Origin of the sequence: Roseomonas haemaphysalidis (assembly GCF_017355405.1) — a bacterium.
Lineage (GTDB): Bacteria > Pseudomonadota > Alphaproteobacteria > Acetobacterales > Acetobacteraceae > Pseudoroseomonas > Pseudoroseomonas haemaphysalidis.
The window spans coordinates 3,300,262-3,320,253 of sequence record NZ_CP061177.1 but is presented as its reverse complement, the minus strand read 5'-3'; the positions used below and the strand labels follow the sequence as shown (position 1 = coordinate 3,320,253).

The following is a 19,992-nucleotide window of genomic DNA, read 5'->3' as shown; positions in this document are numbered from 1 at the left end:
TCTGCGCATGGACCTGCCGCCCGCCACGCCGCCGGCACTGCTGCTCGAGGATGCGCGGGTTTCCGTGGTCGCGGCGCCCACGGTGGCGTTCTACCGCTACCTCTACAACACGGTGGGGCAGGACTACGTGTGGTGGCTGCGCCGCACCGCCAGCGATGCCGAGATCGCCGCCGTGCTGGCCGACCCGGCCGTATCCATCCACGTGCTGTACCGTGGCGGCGCGCCGGCCGGTTTCTACGAGCTGGAGAGGCGAGGCGGCGGCCACACCAACATCGCCTATTTCGGGCTGCTGCCGCATGCGGTGGGGCAGGGCATGGGCACCGCCTTTCTGCGCCACGCGGTCGACGAGGGCTGGACCCGCGGTACCCGTCAGCTGACGGTCAACACCTGCACCGCCGACCACCCCCGCGCGTTGCCCAACTACCGCGCCGCCGGCTTCACCGAAACGCGGCGCGTGCGCGAGATCTGGCCAGTGCCGGTGCGGCTCGGCCTCAGCGTGCCGGAGCGCCTGCGGGCGGGCTAGGCGGCGCAGGCCGCAGTTCCCGCAGCACGCTCAGCAGGTGGTTCACCAGCGAGCTGCGGTCGGCCACGATCTCCGCCAGCCCATCGGCCTCGCGCGGCAGCGGAAGGCCAAGGGTGCGCGCCAAGTTGCAGTAATGCGCCACCGGGTCCTCGTTCGGCAGGTCCTGGCGGACCATCGCGATGGCGACGCGGTGCTGGATATGCTCCAGCCGCTTCACCGGGTCGGTCTGCTGCACGCGCAGCAACTGGCGGAAGACATCCGAGCTCGGCGTGTTCATGAACTGGATCGGCTCATGCCGCACGTGTGCCATCAGCCGGGCATCGTCGGCGCGCAGCACGCGGTGCAGCAGCTCCTGGTCGCCGGGAGTGTCGTTGTCATACCAGTGGCGGGCGGCGCGCAGGGTGGCTTCATCCATCGCCTCGGCGCCGGCCCGCCAGCGGCGGACGATCTCCTGGGTATCCGGGTGCCCGCAATGCGCCAGGAAGATGCCGTCGTTGACGTCCCACGGCGCGCGGTTCCAGCTGTCGGCGAAGATCATGGAATGGCCGGACTGCGCCGCCACGTAGCTCCGGATGTCGAAGCCGATATTGTGAACCCAGGCGTCGGCGTCCAGGTGGATGTACCAACCGGTGAAGCCCAGATCGATCAGATTGCTCAAGAGAAAGATACGGTTGTAGCAGGCCTGCCAGGGGTGGAAGCCACGGATGATGCCGTGGTGGCAGATGTATTCGATGTCCTGCCGCTGGCAGAACATCTGGTTGATACGCGCCGTGCTGCGCAGCATCGCGAAATAGTTCTCGGAATCGGCCGACTGGGCGAGCACGATGTTCCGCTCGGGTTTCAGCAACCTCATCCGCATTCGCCCTTTGCTTGGCTGCCGATCAGCCTACCGGTGTGGCAACCACGCGGCTAGGGCGCAGGCGGGCGATCAGCCGCTTGCCCAGCGCCACCCCCGGCTGCTCGATCAAGTGGTAGGACAGCTTGGACAGCAGGAAGGTCAGCGCCACGCAGGCGACGAAGCTGAGGCCGTAGGCGGCAATGGCGGCGACGCCGGCGGAGCGCGTCATGAACAGCCCCGGCAGCAGTCCAACAACGTGCAGCACCGCGAAATGCAGCAGGTAGGCGCTGAAGCTCACCGCACCCATGGCCGCAGCGGCGCGGTTGACCAGTAGGCCGCGATGGCGGGACAGGGCCAAAGCGAACACGGCCAGGGGCAGGCTGGCCACATGGCCCGCCGGCAGCCACGGCATGGCGCCGAGGTACTTGCCCAGCCATGGCAGGTAGGCGATCAGGCAAAACGCGACGATGGCACCCAGCGCCAGCGCCGTGCTGTGCCGCTCCACCCAACCCATCAGCCGTGGTTGATTGCGTAAGGTGAAGAACAGCACGCCGCCGAGGGCGAAGATGCTGAGCTGATTGGGAAACCAGAAGAACAGGAAGTTTTCGATGGCAGCCGGCGCGTAGCTTCCGGCAAAGGCCTGCTCTGCCATCAGATTGGCGACGACGCCGATGCCGAGGCAAGCGAGCAACGCCAGCCAGGCCCGGCCCAGGCTGGTGACCAGTGCCGCGAACAGCGGAAACACGGCGTAAAAGGCGAATTCGACGCTGATGCTCCAGCCGCCCGGTACCACGTACCAGGCCTCGGGCACGGTAAGCCAGGCCGGGTGCCAGGCATTGACGAAGATCGCCGTGCGCAACACCTGCAAGCCGTCGAAGCCGAGCGCCGGTGGCTGGACCAGATAATACAGCAGGCCTGCCGCATAATAGGCGGGCGCGATGCGCCAGAACCGCCGCAGGGCAAATGCCCGGAGGCTGACGCGGCCGTTGCGCCGCAATTCGCTGTGCCAGGACATCAGCAGCGTCAGGCTGCTGGCCAGGAAGAACAACTGCACACCGAACCAGCCGGTGACCATCAGGCGCCGCACCGGGTTGGGCAACTCCGGGAAGCTGTACACAAGGTGACAGCCAATCACCAGCAGCACGGCATAGCCGCGCAGGCAGTCGATATAAGCGAAGTGCGGTTTGGACGATGGCGTCAGATCAGGCATCGGGGGGGTGCGCCGCGCCGTTCAACCGCAGCAGCAGCAAGTAGGGCAGCGCCAGCACCAGCAAGGGCAGGCTCAGCGCCAGTGCCGTCATGTTGAAGCGCGGCGTCCGGCCGGCGGGGCGCAGCGCTTCCAGAAAGGCACGGGCCTTGCCTTCCCAGCCAGCCTCGGCCGAGCGCTTTAGCCCGCCGTCGCGCAGCCGGTCATACAAGGCGGGGTCCTCGGCCAGGGCGCGCATGGCGGTGGCGATGGCGGGCACGGAATGGCCGTCCACCACCAGCCCGTTCAACCCGTCCTGTACCGCATCCGTGCTGCCGCCGTCGCGGCCCGCCACCACCGGCAGGCCGCAGCGGTTGGCTTCCAGGAACACCAGCCCGAAACCCTCGGTGTCGCCGTCCGGCATGCGGCGGTTGGGCATCACGAAGACATCGCCCAGGCGGTAGTAATCAGCCAGGTCCTCGTCCGCCACGCGCCCGGCGAAGATAACCCGCTCGTCCAGGCCCTCCTCAGCCGCGATCTCACGCAGGCGGGCCTCGAACTCACCCCAGCCGACCACCACAAAGCGTGCCTCGGGATGCACCGCCGCCACGCCGCGAAAAGCGCGGATGGCGTTGTCGATGCCTTTTTTCTCCACAAGCCGGCACACGGACAGAAAGGTGAAGCGGCCTTCCAGCCCGTGCCGGGCCACCAGCCGTTCCGGCTTGCCGGCAGCTCGGAAGACGTGGGTGTTCACGCCGTTCTGGATCATGACGACGGGCTTGCGGTGCTCCGGGCCCAGCAACGCCCTGACCGCTTCCAGGGTAAAGGAGCTGACGACGATGGTGACGTCGCTGTGCTGCATGGCCTGCCGCGCCCGCAGGTGCCGCGGGTCGTAGGAATCGGCGGTGGTGATCTCCTCGCCATGCACATAGACGGCGGTGGACACGCCGGGCACGAACTGCAGCAGGCGGGCCAGCCAGCCCATCGCCAGCAGTTCGCCGATGCAGACGGTGCGCACGCCGCGAAAGGCCACCAGGCCCAGCACCCGCGCCAGCACGCGGGCGCGCAGTGCAAGGTCGGCCAGCAGAAAGCCGATGCGCGCGGCGGCGCCGGGCGGGCGCGGCGTCATCAGCGTGCGCAGCAGGGGCAGGCGGCTGACGTGGTAGGGGGCCTGGCGGTCATGCTCCCGCCAGCCATCGATCGGCGTGTCGTCCAGGTAATTGTGGCTGGGCGCCAGGATCAGAATGTCGTCCGGGGCGCAGCTCGCCAAGTTCATGTAGACGGACGCCGACCCGCCCAGGACGGGGGGAAAGTTGCTGGCAATCAGCAAGACCCGGTTGTTCGGCACCTATCTAAACTCCCGCGAAAGGTGTTTACGTCCTGAGCAGGATCGATTTGCACCGCGTGCGATGCAGCATAATCTAGCCTTTACGGGTACTTAGCGGCAAGCGTTAAGCGCGCTTACGGTGGCGGGGCCGCAGCCCCGCCACCGCCATTCCAAGGCTACTTGGCCGCCGCGATCTGCCGTTCCAGGATCGTCGCGGCCTCGGCCGCGCCGCCCCAGTTGCGCACCTTCACCCACTTGCCCGGCTCCAGGTCCTTGTAGCGGGTGAAGAAGTGCTCGATGGCATCGCGCGTGATCTTGGGCAGGTCCGCCACGTCCTTCACCTCGCTGTAGGCGGTGTGCATCTTGTCGTGGGGCACGCAGACGAGCTTCTCGTCCTGGCCGCTCTCGTCCTCCATGAACAGCACGCCGATGGGGCGGCAGCGGATCACGGCGCCGGGCACGATGGGGGCGGGGGCCAGCACCAGCGCGTCGGACGGGTCGCCGTCATCGGCCAGGGTGCCGGGCACGAAGCCATAGGCGGCCGGGTAGGCCATCGGGGTGAACAGGAAGCGGTCCACCATGATGGCGCCGCTTTCCTTGTCCAGCTCATACTTCACCTGGCTGCCGGCCGGGATCTCGATCACGACGTTGATGTCATGCGGCGGGTTCTTGCCGGTGGAAAGCTTGGTCACGTCCATCTGGGGAATCCCGTGTGTCGTCGCCGCCTGCGGAAAGCGGGCGGGCGGGTTGCGGCCTGGCGCGGCTCTAGCAGGGGCCAGGGCCACCGTCCATGTTGCGGCCGCCCCGCGCCCTTGCCGGGGGCGGCCCCGCCGCGCCACCATGCCGCCCTGAAGCGCGGGCCACCGGCACCGCGCCCCCGGAGAAAGCCTGTCCATGACGACCCCGCGCCGCAGCCTGCTCGCCGCCACGGCCCTCGCCACCCTGCTGCCGCTCGCAGCGCGCGCGCAAACGCCTTCGCCCCTCGCCGAGCTGATCGTCGAGAAAAAGGTCTTCGAGTTCCGCGACTACCGCACCCGCGGCGGCGCCGCGTTGGCCAATGGCCGGGTCGGCTACCAGACCGCCGGCACGCTGAACGCGGCGGGCGACAACGCCGTGCTGATCACCCATTTCTTCACCGGCAACAGCCATGCCTTCGGCCGCTATGCCGCCGGCGAGGCGCCGGGCTACTGGGACAGCATCATCGGCCCCGGCAAGCCGATCGACACCGATCGCTTTTTCGTCGTGTCGTCCGACACGCTGGCCAACCTGAACGCGCGCGACGCGCGCACCACCACCACGGGCCCGGCTTCCGTCAACCCGGCCACCGGGCGGCCCTACGCGATGGACTTTCCCGTGGTGTCCATCCGTGACTTCGTGGAGGTGCAGAAGCTGCTGCTGGAAAGCCTCGGCGTGAAGAAGCTGGCGCTTGTGGCCGGGCCGAGCATGGGGGCGCTGCAGGCCATCGAATGGGCCTGCGCCTATCCGGACTGGGTGGCGCGCGCCATGCCGGTGATCGGCACCGGCGAGGTGGATGCCTGGCTCCTGGGCTGGCTGGACGTGTGGGAGGCGCCGATTCGAATGGATCCCAACTGGCGCAACGGCGACTACTACGCCCAGGGCCGCCAGCCGCCGATGGCGGGGCTGTCCGAGGCGCTGCGCATCGTCACCCTGCATTCGCGTGACCGTGGCTGGGCACGGGAGTTCGGCCGCCGCCCGGCCGAGGGCCAGGACCCCGCCCGCCGCATCGGCGACCGCTTCGCCGTGGAGCAATGGCTGGAAGACGCGGCCAGTGCCCGGGCGCGCGTGTCGGACGCCAATTCCTTTTTGTTCCTGACCCGTGCCAACCAGCTGTTCCTCAACGAGTATGACAGCCGCGATGCCGCGCTGAAGCAGGCCCGCGCCCGCTGGCTGGTGCTGCCATCCGCCGGCGACCGGGTGTTTCCGGTGGAATACGGGCACGAGCTGGCGGCGGCGCTGCGCGAACTGGGGCAGCCGGTGGCAATGCAGGAGCTGAAGGGCGACCTCGGCCACCTGGAAGGCGTGGCCGACGTGGCGCAGGCGGGCGAGGCGATCCGCGCGCTGCTGGCCGGCTGAGCGGCCGCCGCACGGCGCCCCTGGTGCGGCGCGTCCTGCTAGGTTAGTCACCCTTCGCTGCCCATGCGCCTGTAGCTCAACTGGTTAGAGCGGGCCGCTCATAACGGCTTGGTTGCGGGTTCAAGTCCTGCCGGGCGCAGGGGCAGCCCTGCGAGGCATGCAAATTTACATCATCCGCAACTTGTGATCACCACTTGCAAAATAGTTGCGGACTGCCCGAAATAAATCCGGCTGCCACGGGGGCGGCAGGTCGGGAAGCGCGATGTCGTCAGTCATGCGGGGCAGCATCATCAACGGCGGGCGGGCTGGGCTGTCCGCGCGCTGGTTCGGCCGGGCCATGCTGGCGGAAGCCGCCTGGCTGCCGCGCTGGTGCCAGGGCAGGGGGTTGTTTTTCTGGGTGGCCGCCAATCTGGCCGTGACCTTCGCCTATGCCGGGCTGGGCTGGGCCGTCGGGCATTTCTTCGCCCGCTTCGGGCTGTTTCCGGCACCAATCTGGCTGCCCGCGGGGCTCGCCGCCACGGCGGCGATGCTCGGCGGTATGCGGCTGTGCGCCGGCGTTTTCCTGGGCTCGCTGCTGGTCAACGGGCTGGTGTTCGGCGCCGCGCTGCCGGAAGCGGCGGCCATCTCGGCCGGCAATGCGCTGGGGCCGCTGGCCGGCGCCCTCCTCAGCCGCCGCCTGCGCCCGGCGACCGGGCTGTTCACGCGGTTTCAGGGGGTCATCGCCTTTGTGGTCGGCATCGTGCTGCTGCACGCGCTGGTGACGGCCACGGTCGGCACCCTGTCGCTGTTGTGGCTGGGCGGACTGCCCTGGACGGCGGCGGGCGCCACCTGGGCCAGCTGGCTGCTGTGCGACGCCGGCGGCACCTTCTACTTCGCGCCGTCGCTGGCCTTGTGGCTCGGCATCGAGCGCACGCCCGCCGTGCCGGGCGCGACCCCGGCGCGCCACCGCCTGATGCTGGACGGCGCCGTGTGGCTGGCCACCGCCGGCCTCGCCGTGCTGGTCTTCTCGGTGGAGCTGCCGGGGCGGCTGCCGTCCGCGCAGCTGGTGTTCCTGCTGGCCGTGCCGTTGTCCTGGATCGCACTGCGCATTTCGCTGCGCGCCGCCTACACCCTGCTGACGCTGATCTGCGTGATCGCCTCGGCCGGCACGGTGGCGGGGCTGGGGCCGTTCCAGGGGGCGGGCGTGGCCAATCCCATGCAATCCGCGTCCATGCTGGTGGTGCTTTGCGCCACCAACATCCTGACGCTGCTGGCCCTGGTGAGCGAGCGGCGGGAAGCGGAATGGGCGCTGGCGCTGGCCAACCGCACCCTGGAGGTGCGGGTGGCCGAGCGCACCGCGCAGCTGCGGCACCAGGCGGAAACCGACGCGCTGACCGGCATCGCCAACCGGCGTGGCTTTGTTGAGCGCGCGGAACGCTCGCTGGCGGCGGCGCGCGGCTTCGCAGTGCCGTTCGGGCTGATCACCTTCGACATCGACCACTTCAAGGCGATCAACGATGCCCACGGCCATGCGGGGGGCGACGCCGTGCTGCGGCTGGTTGCCAGCCGCTGCCAGGCGCAGTTGCGCGGCGACGACCTGTTCGGCCGCATGGGTGGCGAGGAATTCGCCATCGCCCTGCCCGGGCAGGACTGCGCCGCCGCCACGGTGGTGGCCGAGCGGCTGCGCCACGCGCTGCGCGAGGTGCGCCCCGGCTTCGCGCTGCCGGGCGGCCACCTCGCCGCCTCCTTCGGCATCGCGGTCCGCCAGCCGGGCGAGGGGTTGAGCCAGCTGCTGTTGCGCGCCGACGGCGCGCTGTACGAGGCCAAGCATCAGGGGCGCGACCAGGTGCGGCTGGCCGCCCTGTCGCCCCTGCCGGGCCGCGCCGCGGCGGGCTGACGCCGCTTGCGCCTTGGCGCGGGGCGCCCTGGTGGCTAGAACCGGGGCCGAACATCCCGCCGGAATTGTCGCGCCATGGCCCCTCAGTACGTCTATGTGATGAAAGACCTCACCAAGTCCTATCCGGGCGGGCGCGAGGTCTTCAAGGGAATCACCCTGTCCTTCCTCAACACCGCCAAGATCGGCGTGCTCGGTCCCAACGGCGCCGGCAAGTCGACGCTGATGCGCATCATGGCGGGGCAGGACAAGGAGTTCGGCGGCGAGGCCTGGGCCGCCGAGGGCGTGCGCGTCGGCTACCTGAGCCAGGAGCCGCATCTCGACCCCGACAAGACGGTGGGCGAGAACGTCATGGAGGCCTTCGGCACGCTGAAGGCCGATCTCGACCGCTTCAACGAGATCTCCATGAAGTTCGCCGAGGAGATGTCCGAGGACGAGATGAACACCCTGCTGGCCGAGCAGGCCGAGCTGCAGGAGCGCATCGACGCCGCCGACGGCTGGGACCTCGACCGCACCATCGACATCGCGCTGGACGCGCTGCGCGCGCCGCTGGCCGACAGCCCCGTGACCACGCTGTCGGGCGGCGAGCGGCGCCGCGTGGCGCTGGTCAAGCTCTTGCTGGAAAAGCCCGACCTGCTGCTGCTGGACGAGCCGACCAACCACCTGGACGCCGAAAGCGTGTCCTGGCTGGAAAAGACCCTGCGCGAATACGAGGGCGCCGTGCTGGTCGTGACCCACGACCGCTACTTCCTGGACAACGTCACCAACTGGATCCTGGAAGTCGACCGCGGCCGGGGCATCCCCTACGAGGGCAACTACTCCGCCTACCTGGACAAGAAGCGCAAGCGCCTGCAGCAGGAGGAGAAGGAGGAAAGCTCCCGCCAGCGGCAGCTGGCCGAGGAGCAGGAATGGATCGGCCGTTCCCCCGCCGCCCGCCAGAGCAAGAGCAAGGCCCGCATCCAGGCCTATGAGGAGTTGCTGGCCAAGTCGCAGGACCGCGCGCCGGACCCCACCGAGATCCAGATCCCGCCCGCGCCGCGCCTGGGCAACACGGTCATCGAGGCCGAGGATCTGCGCAAGGGCTTCGGCAACAACCTCTTGATCGACGGCCTGTCCTTCAAGCTGCCGCCCGGCGGCATCGTCGGCATCATCGGACCCAACGGCGCCGGCAAGTCCACGCTGTTCAAGATGATCACCGGCAAGGAAACGCCGGATGGCGGCAAGCTGAAGATCGGCGAGACCGTCAGCCTCGGCTACGTGGACCAGTCGCGCGACACGCTGGATGACAAGCGTACTGTCTGGCAGGAGATTTCCGACGGCCAGGACATGATCATGATGGGCAAGCGCGCGGTGCCGAGCCGTGCCTATGCCGCCGCCTTCAACTTCAAGGGCGGCGACCAGCAGAAGCCGGTGGGCGTGCTGTCGGGCGGTGAGCGCAACCGGCTGCACCTGGCCAAGATGCTGCGCAACCCGCACAACGTCATCCTGCTCGACGAGCCGACCAACGACCTGGACGTGGACACCCTGCGCGCCCTGGAAGAAGCGCTGGAGGACTTCGCCGGCTGCGCCGTGATCATCAGCCACGACCGCTGGTTCCTGGACCGGCTGGCCACGCACATCATGTCCTTCGAGGGCGACAGCCACGTGGAGTGGTTCGAGGGCAACTACCAGGCGTATGAGGCGGACCGACGTCGTCGTCTTGGCGCTGCGGCCGACCAGCCGCACCGGATCAAATACCGCCCTCTCACCCGGTAACCCGGTGGACTTCCCGGCGCGGGTGGAATCCCCGCACACGGTGCGCACGCAGCGCCTGCTGCTGCGCCCCGTGGGGCCCGAGCACCTGGACGACCTCGTCGCCCTGAAGGCCGACGAGGCCGCCTTCGGGCTGATGCTGGGCGGCATTCGCACGCCGGAGCAGACCGATGCGGAGCTGCGCGCGGACATCGCCTTCTGGCAGGCGCGCGGCTTCGGCACCTGGGCGGTGCATGAGGGCGTGGAGGACGCCTTTATCGGCATTGTCGGGCTGATGGAACGCCCGGACGGGCGCGGCATCGCCCTGCGCTTCGCGCTGTGGCCGCAGGTGCGTGGCCGCGGCTACGCGCGGGAAGCGGCGCGGGCGGCGCTGGAGTTCGGCCACGCCGCCGGGCTGCCCCGCATCGTCGCCATCGCGCGGGAAACCAACGTCGCGTCGCGCGGCGTGCTGGGCGACCTGGGGATGACGCTGGCCGAGCGTTACGACCACCAGGGCCACGCCATGCTGATGTTCGAAAGCCTGAGGGGGTAGGGGGCGCCCCCCCCGCGCTCAGCCTTCCGGCAGCATCGGCTCGCCGCGCTCGGCCTGTTCCATCCACTCGGTTAGCGCCGCGGCGGGGCTGGGGCGGCCGAAGTAGTAGCCCTGGCCCAGGTCGCAGCCCATGGCGCCGATGCGCTTGGCCGATGCCGTGTCCTCGATCCCCTCAGCCGTGGTGGCGAGGCCGAGGGCGCGGGCCAGCCCGATGATGGCCGACACGTAGCGCCCGCTTTCCGGCGCGGAGGCGAGGGCGACCACGAAGCTGCGGTCGATCTTCAGCCGGTCCACCGCCAGTTCCTTGACCATGCGCAGGCTGGCGTAGCCGGTGCCGAAGTCGTCCAGCGCGATGCGGATGCCGGCGGCGCGCAGCATCGCCAGCACCTTCTTGGCGGTGCCGAGGTCGCGCACGATGCCCGTTTCCGTCACCTCCAGCTCCAGCCGCAGCGGGCTGAAGCCGGTTTCCGACAGCACGTCCAGCACGCAGCCGGCGATGGACGCGTCCTGAAGCTGGCGCGGCGCCAGGTTGACCGCGATCTTCAGCCCGTCCGGCCAGCGCATGGCATCGCGGCAGGCCTGCCGCAACAGGCCCTGGAACAGCGGCCCGATCAGCCCGCCATGCTCGGCATGGGCGATGAAGTCCGATGGCGGCAGGATGCCACGCTCCGGGTGCCGCCAGCGCGCCAGTACCTCCATCCCCACTAGGCGGCGGGACCGCAGGTCCACCAGCGGCTGGTAGAAGGGCACGATCTCGCCGCTCTCGATCGCGCTGCGCAGCCGCACCTTGAAGACGGCCTTCTCGCGCAGCTCGTCTTCCATCTCCTCGGCGAAGAACAGGAAGCGCCCGGCACCGGCGCGCTTGGCGTGGTACATGGCGATGTCGGCGGTGCGCAGCAGGCTGCCGACGTCGCGCCCCTGGTCGGGGCTGCGGGAAATGCCGATGCTGGCGCCGATCTCCGCCACCACGTCCCCGGCCATCACCGGCGCGGCCAGGGCGTCCAGGATCTGCTGCGCCACCGCCTCGGCCGCCAGCCCGTCCGGCAGCAGCACGGCGAACTCGTCGCCCCCCAGGCGCGACACCATGGCGCCGCCCGGCACCTCCTGCTGCAGCCGGAGCGCGACCTCGATCAGCACGGCATCGCCCACGCCATGACCATGCAGGTCGTTGACCGGCTTGAAGTGGTCCAGGTCGATGAACAGCAGCGCACAGCGCCCGCTGCGCGACAGCAGCGTCTCGACCCCTGCCAGAAAGGCGCGGCGGTTGGGCAGGCCGGTCAGGTAGTCGGTGGCCGCCAGCTGCTCGATCCGCGCCTCGTTCAGCTTCTGGTCCGTGACGTCGCGCACCACGGACACCAGCTCGCGCGCGGCGCCGGTCTGCGGGTCGCGAACCAGGCGGAGGCTGGCTTCCACCCAGGCGACCCGGCCATCGGCGCGCAGCACCCGGTTGAGGCCACGGCGGTCGCCCTCGCCGGCGATCACGGCGCGCATGCGGTCGCGCACCATCTCGACATCGTCGGGATGCACGAAGGCGAAGGTGGAGCGGCCGGTCAGTTGCTCCGGCTCATAGCCGAAGATGGCCCGGCAGGCGGGGGACACGTAGGTGCGCGTGCCGTCCAGGTCGAGGCGCACCAGCATGTCCGTGGCATTCTCGGCCAGCAGTTGGAACAGGGGCGCGGTTTCTGCCGGGGGCCGGGCACGGATCATTGCTGGCCTTGGCCTGGCATGCGGGTTGCCTCCGGTTCGACGTCTCGTCCCATCGCCTGGGGCAAGAGGACGGCATGATATCCTATCCCGGGAGTTGTGACAGCGCAGAGTTGCAGTGCCGGCAACGCGTTTGCGTGTCGCGAGACGGCCGGCACGCCCGGGCCGCCCGCCGCCGCGCCGGGGCGGTGGCCGCCAGGACACACATGACCTTTTGGTGAGACATCCATCAAATTTGAGGATGCCGCGCGGTGTTTCCGCGTTATTCAGTTTTTAATCAGTCAGGGAGCCGCGCCATGCATGACGTCACGACGCCGGTTTCCGGCCTGACCGCCGCCGAGCCGGCGCTGGTCAACGCCGAGCTGGACCGACTGGTCCAGCTGGCCTGGGAGCCCGGCTGGGCCCCGCAGGCGATGCGCCAGCTGATCGCGCTGTGCGCCATCCTGCGCCAGCAGACGGAATTGTGGCCCGTGGCCCGTGCCCTGATGCGGGCGCACCCGATCCACCGGCTGATGTGCGAGGACCCGCTGGTCCTCCATGCCACCGCGCCCGGCGTGTCGCGCCCCCGCTACCTCGACCTCGTGCTTGGCCATCCGGATGCCGCGTCGCTGAGCCAGGGCGCGTCCCGCGCGGGGCGGGAGCTGTCCGGCATCAACCGGGCGCTGCCACTGTTCAACACGCTGCGCAACCGCACCGCCTATCTGGCCAGCATGGTGGACGCGCTGGCGGAGATGCAGCCGGGCGCGGAGGTGCTGACGCTGCGTGCCGGCCACCTGCGGGAAGCCGCCGGCGTCACCAAGCTGCGGCATGTCGGGCGCTGGATGGTGCTGGAGCCGGACAACGCCACGCGGGCGGTTCTGTACCGGGGGCTGCCTGCCGGGCTTTCGGTGCAAACCATGCGCGGCTCGCTGCGCGGCTTCGGCCGCCGGCCGTTCCGCCGCGGCTGCTTCGACCTGGTGTGCCTGCCGCGCATGCCGGATTGCCCGCTGGCCGAGCAACAGGAATTGCTGGACGCGGCGTTCAGCGTGTTGAAGCCCGGCGGACGGCTGCTGATCTGCACGTCCGGCCGGCCGGTGCCGGAAGATGCCTGGATCGAGACGTTTCTGGATGCGCGCATCCGCTGGATGGGCCGACGCGAGCTGGAAGCGCTGCTGTCGGTCATCCCGGCGGCGGATTGCGCCAGCCGCAGCGTGTTTCCCAGCCTGGATGGCCACCAGCTGCACGCCATCCTGCGGCGCCGGGGCTGAGCCCCGGCGCCGCAGGCCGGTTGGTCAGCGGCCTTCGCGCGCCGCCAAGGCGGCGATCTGTTGGCGCATCGCGGCCAGCAGCGAGGACACCTGACCGCCATTGCGGCTGATCACCGCAGAATATTCACTGCGCTGAGTCAGGCGCAGCGAGGTGCCCTCGGCGATCACGTCCACCACGCGCGGCTGCCCGTTCACCTCGCCCACGCGCCAGTCCAGCGAGAAGGCGGGGGAGTTGGGGCGCTCGATGATGGTGTTCACCAGGGCGTCGTCCTCGGTGCGCTGCTGGCTGCGGCCGAGGTTGAAGCGCACGCCCTGGTATTCACCGAAACGGGCCGACAGGTTGCGGATCAGCGTTTCCTCGAACAGCGACATGTATTGCTGCTGCTCGGCCGGCGTGGCCACGCGCCACCAGCGGCCCAGGATAAAGCGGCCAACGCCCGGCACGTCCACCGCACGGCGCAGGATGTTGGCCACCTGCTGGCGGCGGGCCGCCGCGGGCTGGGGGCTGTCGATCGCGGCTACCAGCTCCTGGCCGGCGGCCTGGATGAACTGAACGGCGCGGTTGATGTCCATCTCGGCAAAGGCGGGACGAGCGACGCTCAGGGCGAAGGGGGCGGCCAAAGTCGTGGCCAGCAGGGTGCGGCGGTTCATCGTGCGAATGTCTCGTTCTGTGGCAGCCGGTGGGGCCGGCGAATCAACGCGGTTGCAGGGTGCTGGCACCGGTGCCGACATCGACCACGGGGGCCGAGCCGCCTTCGCCGGTGCCCCGCAGCGGACCGGCGCGCGACGGCAGCTCGCCCGAATTGCGGATCTGCTGGTTGCGGCTTTGCCGGTAGGCGCTGCGCAGGGTGGCATAGGGGTCGAGGCTGGTGGCCTTGACGCTGTCCAGCGTGTCCAGCAGCCCTTCGCGGGTGTCCAGCACGGTCAGGCCCAGCCGGGCCCAGCCGATGTTCTCGGCGGTGTTGCCGCTGTCGGCCAGGATCCAGGTCAGCGGGTCGGCGGCGACGCCGGCACCGTAGCCCACCAGGTCGCGCGGGTTGCTCGGGCCGATCAGCGGCACGAACAGGTAGGGGCCTTCGCCCACGCCCCAGCGGGCGAAGGTCTGGCCGAAATCCTCCGTGTGGCCGGGCATGCCGGCGGCGCCGGCGACGTCGAAGATGCCGCCCAGGCCGAAGGTGGTGTTGATCATGAAGCGGCCCACGGTGACCAGCAGGCGGTCGGGCTCGCCCTGCAGGATGTCGTTGGCGGCGATCACCGGGGTGCGCAGGTTGGCGAGCACGTTGCGCACGCCGGTGCGGACCGGCTGCGGCACCACGAACTGGTAGGCCTTGGCGGCCGGGCGCAGCAGCACCGTGTCCAGCCCGTCGTTGACCGCATACATGGCGCGGTTGAACGGCTCGATCGGGTCGTTGTTCGCCTGGTACTCCGACAGCGCCTCAGGCTCGCTGGCCGGCGGCCGGGTGGCACAGGCCGAAACGGCGAGCAGGCCGAGAAGCATTAGGGACGAACGGCGGAACGTGGACATGGGGGGCGGTGGTCCTGCGGGGGCAACGGTGGCGGGTGCATAACAAGGCCGGCACGGCAAAGTTGTCGCGACGCCGCATTTATATACGGACGCGGACGTATGTATAAGCGGCAATCGATGCAAGGCCTAGTTGCCGCTTGTCATCAATGCGGCATCGGCAACGGCAGTTCAACTCCGCCGCTCCCTGGTCTAGAGTGTTCCCAAGATGAACCATTTCGCCGACGCGGCCGCTGTGCCGGACCCCCGCTCCATGCCCGGCCCCGATGAGGGGCACGGCCACTCGGCCGGCGGCACCCTGCAACGCTGGCTGACCGGCCCCCGCGTGGCCAGCCTGCCGCAAAGCGCGGTGGCCGCCGTGCCGGCGCTGTCGTTCGAATTCTTTCCGCCCAAGACCGAGGCGCTGGAGCAGCAGCTATGGAACTGCATCCGGCGGCTGGAGCCGCTGGCCCCGCGCTTCGTGTCTGTCACCTACGGCGCCGGTGGCTCCACGCAGGAGCGCACCCACACCACCGTGGCCCGCCTGGTGCGCGAAACCTCGCTGACCCCGGCCGCCCACCTGACCTGCGTCGGCGCCAGCCGGGGCGAGGTGGATGACGTCGCGCGCCGCTACTGGGATGCCGGCGTGCGCCACATCGTCGCCCTGCGCGGCGACGCCCCGGCCGGCGAGGCCGGCTACACCCCGCACCCCGAGGGCTACGCCTATGCCGCCGACCTGGTGGCCGGGCTGAAGCGGGTGGGCGACTTCGAGATCTCGGTGGCGGCCTATCCGGAAACCCATCCCACCGCGTTCAACGCCCAGCACGACCTGGAAAACCTGAAGCGCAAGATCGACGCCGGCGCCACGCGGGCCATCACCCAGTACTTCTTCGACACCGACACCTACCTGCGCTTTCTGGACGCGGCGCTGGCCGCCGGCATCACGGTGCCGATCGTCCCCGGCATCCTGCCGGTGTCCAACTTCAAGCAGGTGGCCAAGTTCTCGGCCATGTGCGGCACCGCCGTGCCGGACTGGATGGGCAAGCTGTTCGAGGGGCTGGACGACGACCCGGACACCCGCCACATGGTCGCCGCCGCCATGGCGGCCGAGCAGGTGCGCCTGCTGCAGGCCAACGGCGTGGACGAGTTCCACTTCTACACGCTGAACCGCGCCGACCTCAGCTACGCCATCGCGCATATCCTGGGGGCGCGGCCGAAAAAGGCCTGAGCGGGCCACCAGCCCGCCCGGCCAGGCGTGTCAGCGGAACGGCATCATCGGCCGCGAGCCGGTGTTGCGGCCTTCCATGGCACGATGGTCGCTCATGCGGTTGAGGTTGGAGGTGGTATCGGGGCCCGGGGCGGGCGAGTTCTCGCCGCCCTGCGCGCGCGCCAGGCTCTGGGCGTTTAGCTGCTCGGTCACGCTGTTGTCCGAGGACTGCGCCATGGGGGCGCGGTGATGCGTGGTGCGGGGGCCATTCGCGGCCAGCGCGGCGTTGCTGGCGCCGGCGACGGCCAGGGCGCCCAGCAGGGCGAAGGTGGTGGCAGCACGAAAACCCATCGGAATATCCTCCTGCATGCGAAGCATCAGCGGTGTCGATTGCGTCCGCCTTCGCAATAATGCGGAAGCTGTGCCGTTGGCTGCGTGATCGCTGCCTGAACTTTCGGCAAGGTCGCGGCGCGCGCCGGTTGGCCGCGTTCGCTTCCCGTTCTATATCCTGGCGGTGTCTCGTATTCTGGCTCCCGGCGCGCTGGCCCTGTCCTTTCTGCTGATGGCGGCTGCCGTGCCGGCCACGGCCGGCTGCTCCGACGTGTCGGCGCCGGGCGTCGACTGGCGCCGCTGCCTGCTGGACGGGCGCGATTTCCCTAACGCCGACCTGACCGGCGCCGTGCTGCGCGATGCCTCCTTCAGCCGTGCCAAGCTGGCCGGTGCCAAGCTGGCGGGTGTCGAGGGGCCGGACGCGCGTTTCACCTCCGCCGACCTGACTGGCGCCGATCTGTCGGGCGCCGTGCTGCGCGGCGCCGACTTCACCCGGGCCATGCTGGGCGACGCCAACTTCCTGCGCGCCGACCTGCGGCAGGCCCGCTTTTTCCGGGCCGATCTGCGCGGCGCCACGCTGACGGGCGCCGAGCTGTCCGGCACGGACCTGTCCGGCGCGTTGCTGGGGGGCGCGCTGTGGGTGGACGGCCAGAAGCGCTGCGCCGCCGAATCCGTAGGAACCTGCCAGTAATGAGCGAATATCTTTCGCGCCTGAACCCCGAGCAGCGCGCGGCGGTCGAGACCGTCGACGGTCCGCTGCTGGTGCTGGCCGGCGCCGGCACCGGCAAGACCCGGGTGCTGACCACCCGCTTCGCGCATATCCTGATGACGCGGCGGGCCTTCCCCAGCCAGGTGCTGGCCGTCACCTTCACCAACAAGGCGGCCAAGGAGATGCGCGAGCGCGTCGCCGCCATCCTGGGCGAGCCGGCCGAGGGGCTGTGGCTCGGCACCTTCCACGCGCTCTGCGCCCGCATGCTGCGCCGGCATGCCGAGCTGGTGGGGTTGCAAAGCAACTTCACCATCCTCGACACCGATGACCAGATGCGGCTGCTCAAGCAGATCATGTCGGCCGCCAATATCGATGCCAAGCGCTGGACGCCGCAGGTGCTGATGGCCACCATCCAGCGTTGGAAGGACCGTGGCCTGGTGCCCTCCGGCATCACCGCCGCCGAGGACGTGGACTTTGCCAATGGCCGCGCGCGCGAGCTGTATGCCGAGTACCAGGAGCGGCTGCGGCAGGTGAACGCGGTCGACTTCGGCGACCTCCTGCTGCACGTCACGCAGATCCTGCAGCACCACGCCGACGTGCTGGCCGACTACCACCGCCGCTTCCGCTACATTCTGGTGGACGAGTATCAGGACACCAACACCGTCCAGTATCTCTGGCTGCGGCTGCTGGCGCAGCGGCCGCAGGGGCAGGACCAGAACATCTGCTGCGTCGGCGACGACGACCAGTCGATCTATTCCTGGCGCGGCGCCGAGATCGAGAACATCCTGCGCTTCGAGAAGGATTTCCCCGGCGCCACCATCGTGCGCCTGGAATCCAACTACCGCTCCACCCGCCCCATCCTCGGCGCCGCCTCCCACCTGATCGCCAACAACGCCGGGCGCATGGGCAAGACGCTGCGCGCCGGGCGCAACGACGCCGATGGCGAGCAGGTGCAGGTCGTCTCCCTTTGGGACTCCGAGGAGGAGGCGCGGATGGTGGGCGATCGCATCGAGCAGGGGCAGCGTAAGGGCCACCGCCTGTCCGAGATGGCCATCTTGGTGCGCGCCGGCTTCCAGACCCGTGCCTTCGAGGAGCGGCTGATCACGCTGGGCGTGCCCTACCGCGTGGTCGGTGGCCAGAAGTTCTACGAGCGCGCCGAGATCCGCGACGCCATGGCCTATCTGCGCGTGCTGAACCAGCCCGCCGACGACCTGGCCTTCGAGCGCATCGTCAACACCCCCAAGCGCGGGCTGGGCGATACCTCGATCCGCTCCATGCATGCGCTCGCCCGCGCCGAGAACAAGCCGCTGGTGGTGGCCGCCTGGCGGATGATCGAGACCGGTGCCGTACGCGCCAAGCCCAAGCAGGCGCTGCACGAGCTGCTGGAAGGTTTCGCGAGGTGGCGCGCCGCCCTGCCGCATGAGGGCCACGTGGTGGTGGCCGCCACGCTGCTGGATGAATCCGGCTACACGGAGATGTGGAAGCAGGACAAGTCGCCCGAGGCCGCCGGGCGGCTGGACAACCTCAAGGAACTGCTGCGTGCGTTGGGCGAGTTCGAAACGCTGGCTGGCTTCCTGGAACACGTCGCCCTGGTGATGGAAACGGACGAGAAGGCGGATGCCGACCGCGTCAGCCTGATGACGCTGCACGCCGCCAAGGGCCTGGAATTCGACACCGTCTTCCTGCCGGGCTGGGAGGAGGGGCTGTTCCCGCACCAGCGCGCGCTGGACGAGAGTGGCGACAAGGGGCTGGAGGAGGAGCGGCGGCTCGCCTACGTGGGCATCACCCGCGCCCGCAAGCACTGCATCATCAGCAACGCCGCCAACCGCCGCATCTACGCCAACTGGACCAGCCAGGTGCCCAGCCGCTTTCTGGACGAGCTGCCGGAAGCGCATGTCACCCGCGATGGCGGCGCCGGCAACCACCGCAACAAGATGGCGGCGGCGCCGTCCGCCTTTGCCGGGCAGTTCCCCCTGGTGGCCCGCAAGCCGCGCGTGATCGAGGCGGGCGCCTGGGAGGTGGCGGAGCGCCCGGCGCGCAGCGCCGGCATTCCCGTGGGGCAGCGGGTGTTCCACCAGAAATTCGGCTATGGCACCGTCATCGCCGCGGATGACAACAGGCTGGACGTTGAGTTCGAGCATGCCGGGCGCAAGCGCGTGATCGATACCTTCGTGGAAAAGGCCTGATGAACCGTCGCCACCCGCATATCCTTGAGACGCTCACCCTCGATGGCCTGCCCGAGCACGCGGTGCCGGCCTTCGAGCAGGCGTTGCAGACCGTCTGCCTCACCGTCGCCTACTTCAAGGACGACCCCACCGACACCTGGCGGCTGGAAGCGGTGCGCGAAACGGGGGTGGGCGACGAGGAACTGCTGCCCGCGCTGTTCCTGGCCGGCGCCATGTCCGGCATCGAGCAGCCGGAGCTACTGCGCGCGCCCGTCGAGGCCGATGGCTGGCTGGCCCGCACGGTGGAGGCCTTCCCCGAGCAGGAGATCGGCGGCCGCTTCGTGATCCGCCCCACCCATGTCGAGAACCCGGTGACGCGCGGCAAGATCGTGCTGAAGTTGGATGCCGGCCTTGCCTTCGGCTCCGGCGAGCACGGCTCGACGCGCGGGTGCCTGATCGGCTTCGAGGGCATGGCGCATCGCCGGCCGCGTCGCATCCTGGATATCGGCACCGGCTCCGGCATTCTGGCCATGGCGGCGGCCAAGCAGTTGAAGCGCCGGGTGCTGGCGACCGACATCGAGCCCTGGTCCGTGCGCATCACCGCCGACAACGCCGCCATGAACGGGTTGCGCAACCAGATCCGCGCCAAGCTGGCCGATGGCTGGCGCCACCCGGCCGTGCATGGCGGGCGCTACGATCTGGTGTTCGCCAATATTCTGGCCCGCCCCCTGTGCTCCATGGCCAAGGATCTGGCCGACCATCTAGCCCCGCGTGGCACGGCCATCCTGGCCGGGCTGCTGGGCCGGCAGGTGCGCATGGTGCTGGCCGCCCACCGCCGGGCGGGGCTGGTGCTGGAACGGCGCATCGACCAGGGCGACTGGTCGGCATTGGTGCTGCGGAAGCGCTGAAGCCACCCCAAAACGAAGATCGCCTCCGTTGCCCGGGGGAAGGGCGACGGAGGCGATCAAACCAAGACGGCGTTGGGGGGAGGGGGAGTAGTGAGG

Annotated in this window: 18 protein-coding genes and 1 tRNA gene; 11 read left to right on the top strand and 8 right to left on the bottom strand. The window is 69.6% G+C overall.

The window, feature by feature from the left end; all coding sequences use genetic code 11:
* The first annotated feature begins 7 nt into the window (after positions 1–7).
* Positions 8–523 (top strand): GNAT family N-acetyltransferase, encoded by a 516-nt coding sequence (locus IAI59_RS15470; protein WP_207419053.1) that lies wholly within the window; start codon positions 8–10, stop codon positions 521–523.
* Here IAI59_RS15470 and IAI59_RS15465 read toward each other — a convergent pair.
* From IAI59_RS15465 to ppa, 4 genes are all read right to left on the bottom strand, one after another.
* The gene (locus tag IAI59_RS15465; RefSeq protein WP_207418956.1) at positions 492–1,376 is read right to left on the bottom strand and encodes a hypothetical protein; all 885 of its coding nucleotides are present in this window, start codon (positions 1,374–1,376) and stop codon (positions 492–494) included. The genes IAI59_RS15470 and IAI59_RS15465 overlap by 32 nt on opposite strands.
* Before the next feature lie 28 nt (positions 1,377–1,404).
* On the bottom strand, positions 1,405–2,571 hold the full coding sequence (locus IAI59_RS15460; RefSeq protein WP_207418957.1) for an acyltransferase family protein: 1,167 nt from the start codon (positions 2,569–2,571) through the stop codon (positions 1,405–1,407).
* The gene (locus IAI59_RS15455) at positions 2,564–3,895 is read right to left on the bottom strand and encodes a glycosyltransferase family 4 protein (RefSeq protein WP_207418958.1); all 1,332 of its coding nucleotides are present in this window, start codon (positions 3,893–3,895) and stop codon (positions 2,564–2,566) included. Before IAI59_RS15455 ends, IAI59_RS15460 begins: the two co-directional genes overlap by 8 nt.
* Positions 3,896–4,050: 155 nt before the next feature.
* On the bottom strand, positions 4,051–4,572 hold the full coding sequence (gene ppa / locus IAI59_RS15450; protein WP_207418959.1) for an inorganic diphosphatase: 522 nt from the start codon (positions 4,570–4,572) through the stop codon (positions 4,051–4,053).
* Between the two features lie 196 nt (positions 4,573–4,768).
* Here ppa and IAI59_RS15445 point away from each other — a divergent pair, with 196 nt between their 5' ends.
* The 5 genes from IAI59_RS15445 to IAI59_RS15425 all read left to right on the top strand — a co-directional run bounded on the left by IAI59_RS15445 (position 4,769) and on the right by IAI59_RS15425 (position 10,125).
* On the top strand, positions 4,769–5,968 hold the full coding sequence (locus tag IAI59_RS15445; RefSeq protein WP_207418960.1) for an E22 family MetX-like putative esterase: 1,200 nt from the start codon (positions 4,769–4,771) through the stop codon (positions 5,966–5,968).
* A gap of 65 nt (positions 5,969–6,033) precedes the next feature.
* A tRNA-Ile gene (locus IAI59_RS15440) sits at positions 6,034–6,107 on the top strand.
* 123 nt (positions 6,108–6,230) lie between these two features.
* Positions 6,231–7,844, top strand: coding sequence for a GGDEF domain-containing protein (locus IAI59_RS15435; RefSeq protein WP_207418961.1), 1,614 nt, complete (start codon positions 6,231–6,233; stop codon positions 7,842–7,844).
* A gap of 75 nt (positions 7,845–7,919) precedes the next feature.
* Positions 7,920–9,596: an energy-dependent translational throttle protein EttA gene (ettA, locus tag IAI59_RS15430; protein ID WP_207418962.1), complete on the top strand. Its 1,677-nt coding sequence runs from the start codon at positions 7,920–7,922 to the stop codon at positions 9,594–9,596.
* Between the two features lie 4 nt (positions 9,597–9,600).
* Positions 9,601–10,125 carry a GNAT family N-acetyltransferase gene (locus tag IAI59_RS15425; protein ID WP_237181142.1) on the top strand — a complete coding sequence of 175 codons (525 nt, stop codon included), beginning with the start codon at positions 9,601–9,603 and terminating at the stop codon, positions 10,123–10,125.
* A gap of 18 nt (positions 10,126–10,143) precedes the next feature.
* Here IAI59_RS15425 and IAI59_RS15420 read toward each other — a convergent pair whose 3' ends face one another.
* Positions 10,144–11,832 (bottom strand): putative bifunctional diguanylate cyclase/phosphodiesterase, encoded by a 1,689-nt coding sequence (locus IAI59_RS15420; protein WP_207418964.1) that lies wholly within the window; start codon positions 11,830–11,832, stop codon positions 10,144–10,146.
* Positions 11,833–12,125: 293 nt separating this feature from the next.
* Here IAI59_RS15420 and IAI59_RS15415 point away from each other — a divergent pair, with 293 nt between their 5' ends.
* Positions 12,126–13,076 carry a class I SAM-dependent methyltransferase gene (locus tag IAI59_RS15415; RefSeq protein ID WP_207418965.1) on the top strand — a complete coding sequence of 317 codons (951 nt, stop codon included), beginning with the start codon at positions 12,126–12,128 and terminating at the stop codon, positions 13,074–13,076.
* Between the two features lie 24 nt (positions 13,077–13,100).
* Here the strand turns inward: IAI59_RS15415 and IAI59_RS15410 are convergent, their stop codons facing one another.
* Entirely contained in the window at positions 13,101–13,727 is a 627-nt protein-coding gene (locus tag IAI59_RS15410) for an MlaC/ttg2D family ABC transporter substrate-binding protein (protein ID WP_207418966.1), read from the bottom strand.
* 43 nt (positions 13,728–13,770) lie between these two features.
* Positions 13,771–14,601: an MlaA family lipoprotein gene (locus IAI59_RS15405; protein WP_207418967.1), complete on the bottom strand. Its 831-nt coding sequence runs from the start codon at positions 14,599–14,601 to the stop codon at positions 13,771–13,773.
* 205 nt (positions 14,602–14,806) lie between these two features.
* Here IAI59_RS15405 and metF point away from each other — a divergent pair, with 205 nt between their 5' ends.
* Positions 14,807–15,805, top strand: a complete 999-nt coding sequence (metF, locus tag IAI59_RS15400; protein ID WP_419556474.1) for a methylenetetrahydrofolate reductase — start codon at positions 14,807–14,809, stop codon at positions 15,803–15,805.
* Positions 15,806–15,835: 30 nt separating this feature from the next.
* On the opposite strand, the gene IAI59_RS15395 is transcribed toward metF, so the two are convergent.
* The gene (locus IAI59_RS15395) at positions 15,836–16,135 is read right to left on the bottom strand and encodes a hypothetical protein (RefSeq protein ID WP_207418968.1); all 300 of its coding nucleotides are present in this window, start codon (positions 16,133–16,135) and stop codon (positions 15,836–15,838) included.
* A gap of 163 nt (positions 16,136–16,298) precedes the next feature.
* Between IAI59_RS15395 and IAI59_RS15390 the strand changes: the two genes are divergently transcribed.
* The 3 genes from IAI59_RS15390 to IAI59_RS15380 are packed head-to-tail and all read left to right on the top strand — an operon-like array spanning position 16,299 to position 19,896.
* The gene (locus IAI59_RS15390; protein ID WP_237181141.1) at positions 16,299–16,805 is read left to right on the top strand and encodes a pentapeptide repeat-containing protein; all 507 of its coding nucleotides are present in this window, start codon (positions 16,299–16,301) and stop codon (positions 16,803–16,805) included.
* Entirely contained in the window at positions 16,805–19,009 is a 2,205-nt protein-coding gene (locus IAI59_RS15385) for an ATP-dependent helicase (RefSeq protein ID WP_207418969.1), read from the top strand. Before IAI59_RS15390 ends, IAI59_RS15385 begins: the two co-directional genes overlap by 1 nt.
* Positions 19,009–19,896 carry a 50S ribosomal protein L11 methyltransferase gene (locus IAI59_RS15380; protein ID WP_207418970.1) on the top strand — a complete coding sequence of 296 codons (888 nt, stop codon included), beginning with the start codon at positions 19,009–19,011 and terminating at the stop codon, positions 19,894–19,896. The genes IAI59_RS15385 and IAI59_RS15380 overlap by 1 nt, the downstream gene beginning before the upstream one ends.
* The last annotated feature ends 96 nt before the right edge of the window (positions 19,897–19,992 follow it).

Coding starts and splice junctions, on each gene's coding strand:
- metF (WP_419556474.1), top strand. CDS start 14,807: ATGAACCATTTCGCCGACGCGGCCGCTGTGCCGGACCCCCGCTCCATG.
- IAI59_RS15460 (WP_207418957.1), bottom strand. CDS start 2,571: ATGCCTGATCTGACGCCATCGTCCAAACCGCACTTCGCTTATATCGAC.
- IAI59_RS15415 (WP_207418965.1), top strand. CDS start 12,126: ATGCATGACGTCACGACGCCGGTTTCCGGCCTGACCGCCGCCGAGCCG.
- IAI59_RS15420 (WP_207418964.1), bottom strand. CDS start 11,832: ATGATCCGTGCCCGGCCCCCGGCAGAAACCGCGCCCCTGTTCCAACTG.
- IAI59_RS15380 (WP_207418970.1), top strand. CDS start 19,009: ATGAACCGTCGCCACCCGCATATCCTTGAGACGCTCACCCTCGATGGC.
- IAI59_RS15465 (WP_207418956.1), bottom strand. CDS start 1,376: ATGAGGTTGCTGAAACCCGAGCGGAACATCGTGCTCGCCCAGTCGGCC.
- IAI59_RS15470 (WP_207419053.1), top strand. CDS start 8: ATGGACCTGCCGCCCGCCACGCCGCCGGCACTGCTGCTCGAGGATGCG.
- IAI59_RS15405 (WP_207418967.1), bottom strand. CDS start 14,601: ATGTCCACGTTCCGCCGTTCGTCCCTAATGCTTCTCGGCCTGCTCGCC.
- IAI59_RS15410 (WP_207418966.1), bottom strand. CDS start 13,727: ATGAACCGCCGCACCCTGCTGGCCACGACTTTGGCCGCCCCCTTCGCC.
- IAI59_RS15395 (WP_207418968.1), bottom strand. CDS start 16,135: ATGGGTTTTCGTGCTGCCACCACCTTCGCCCTGCTGGGCGCCCTGGCC.
- ettA (WP_207418962.1), top strand. CDS start 7,920: ATGGCCCCTCAGTACGTCTATGTGATGAAAGACCTCACCAAGTCCTAT.
- ppa (WP_207418959.1), bottom strand. CDS start 4,572: ATGGACGTGACCAAGCTTTCCACCGGCAAGAACCCGCCGCATGACATC.
- IAI59_RS15435 (WP_207418961.1), top strand. CDS start 6,231: ATGTCGTCAGTCATGCGGGGCAGCATCATCAACGGCGGGCGGGCTGGG.
- IAI59_RS15445 (WP_207418960.1), top strand. CDS start 4,769: ATGACGACCCCGCGCCGCAGCCTGCTCGCCGCCACGGCCCTCGCCACC.
- IAI59_RS15385 (WP_207418969.1), top strand. CDS start 16,805: ATGAGCGAATATCTTTCGCGCCTGAACCCCGAGCAGCGCGCGGCGGTC.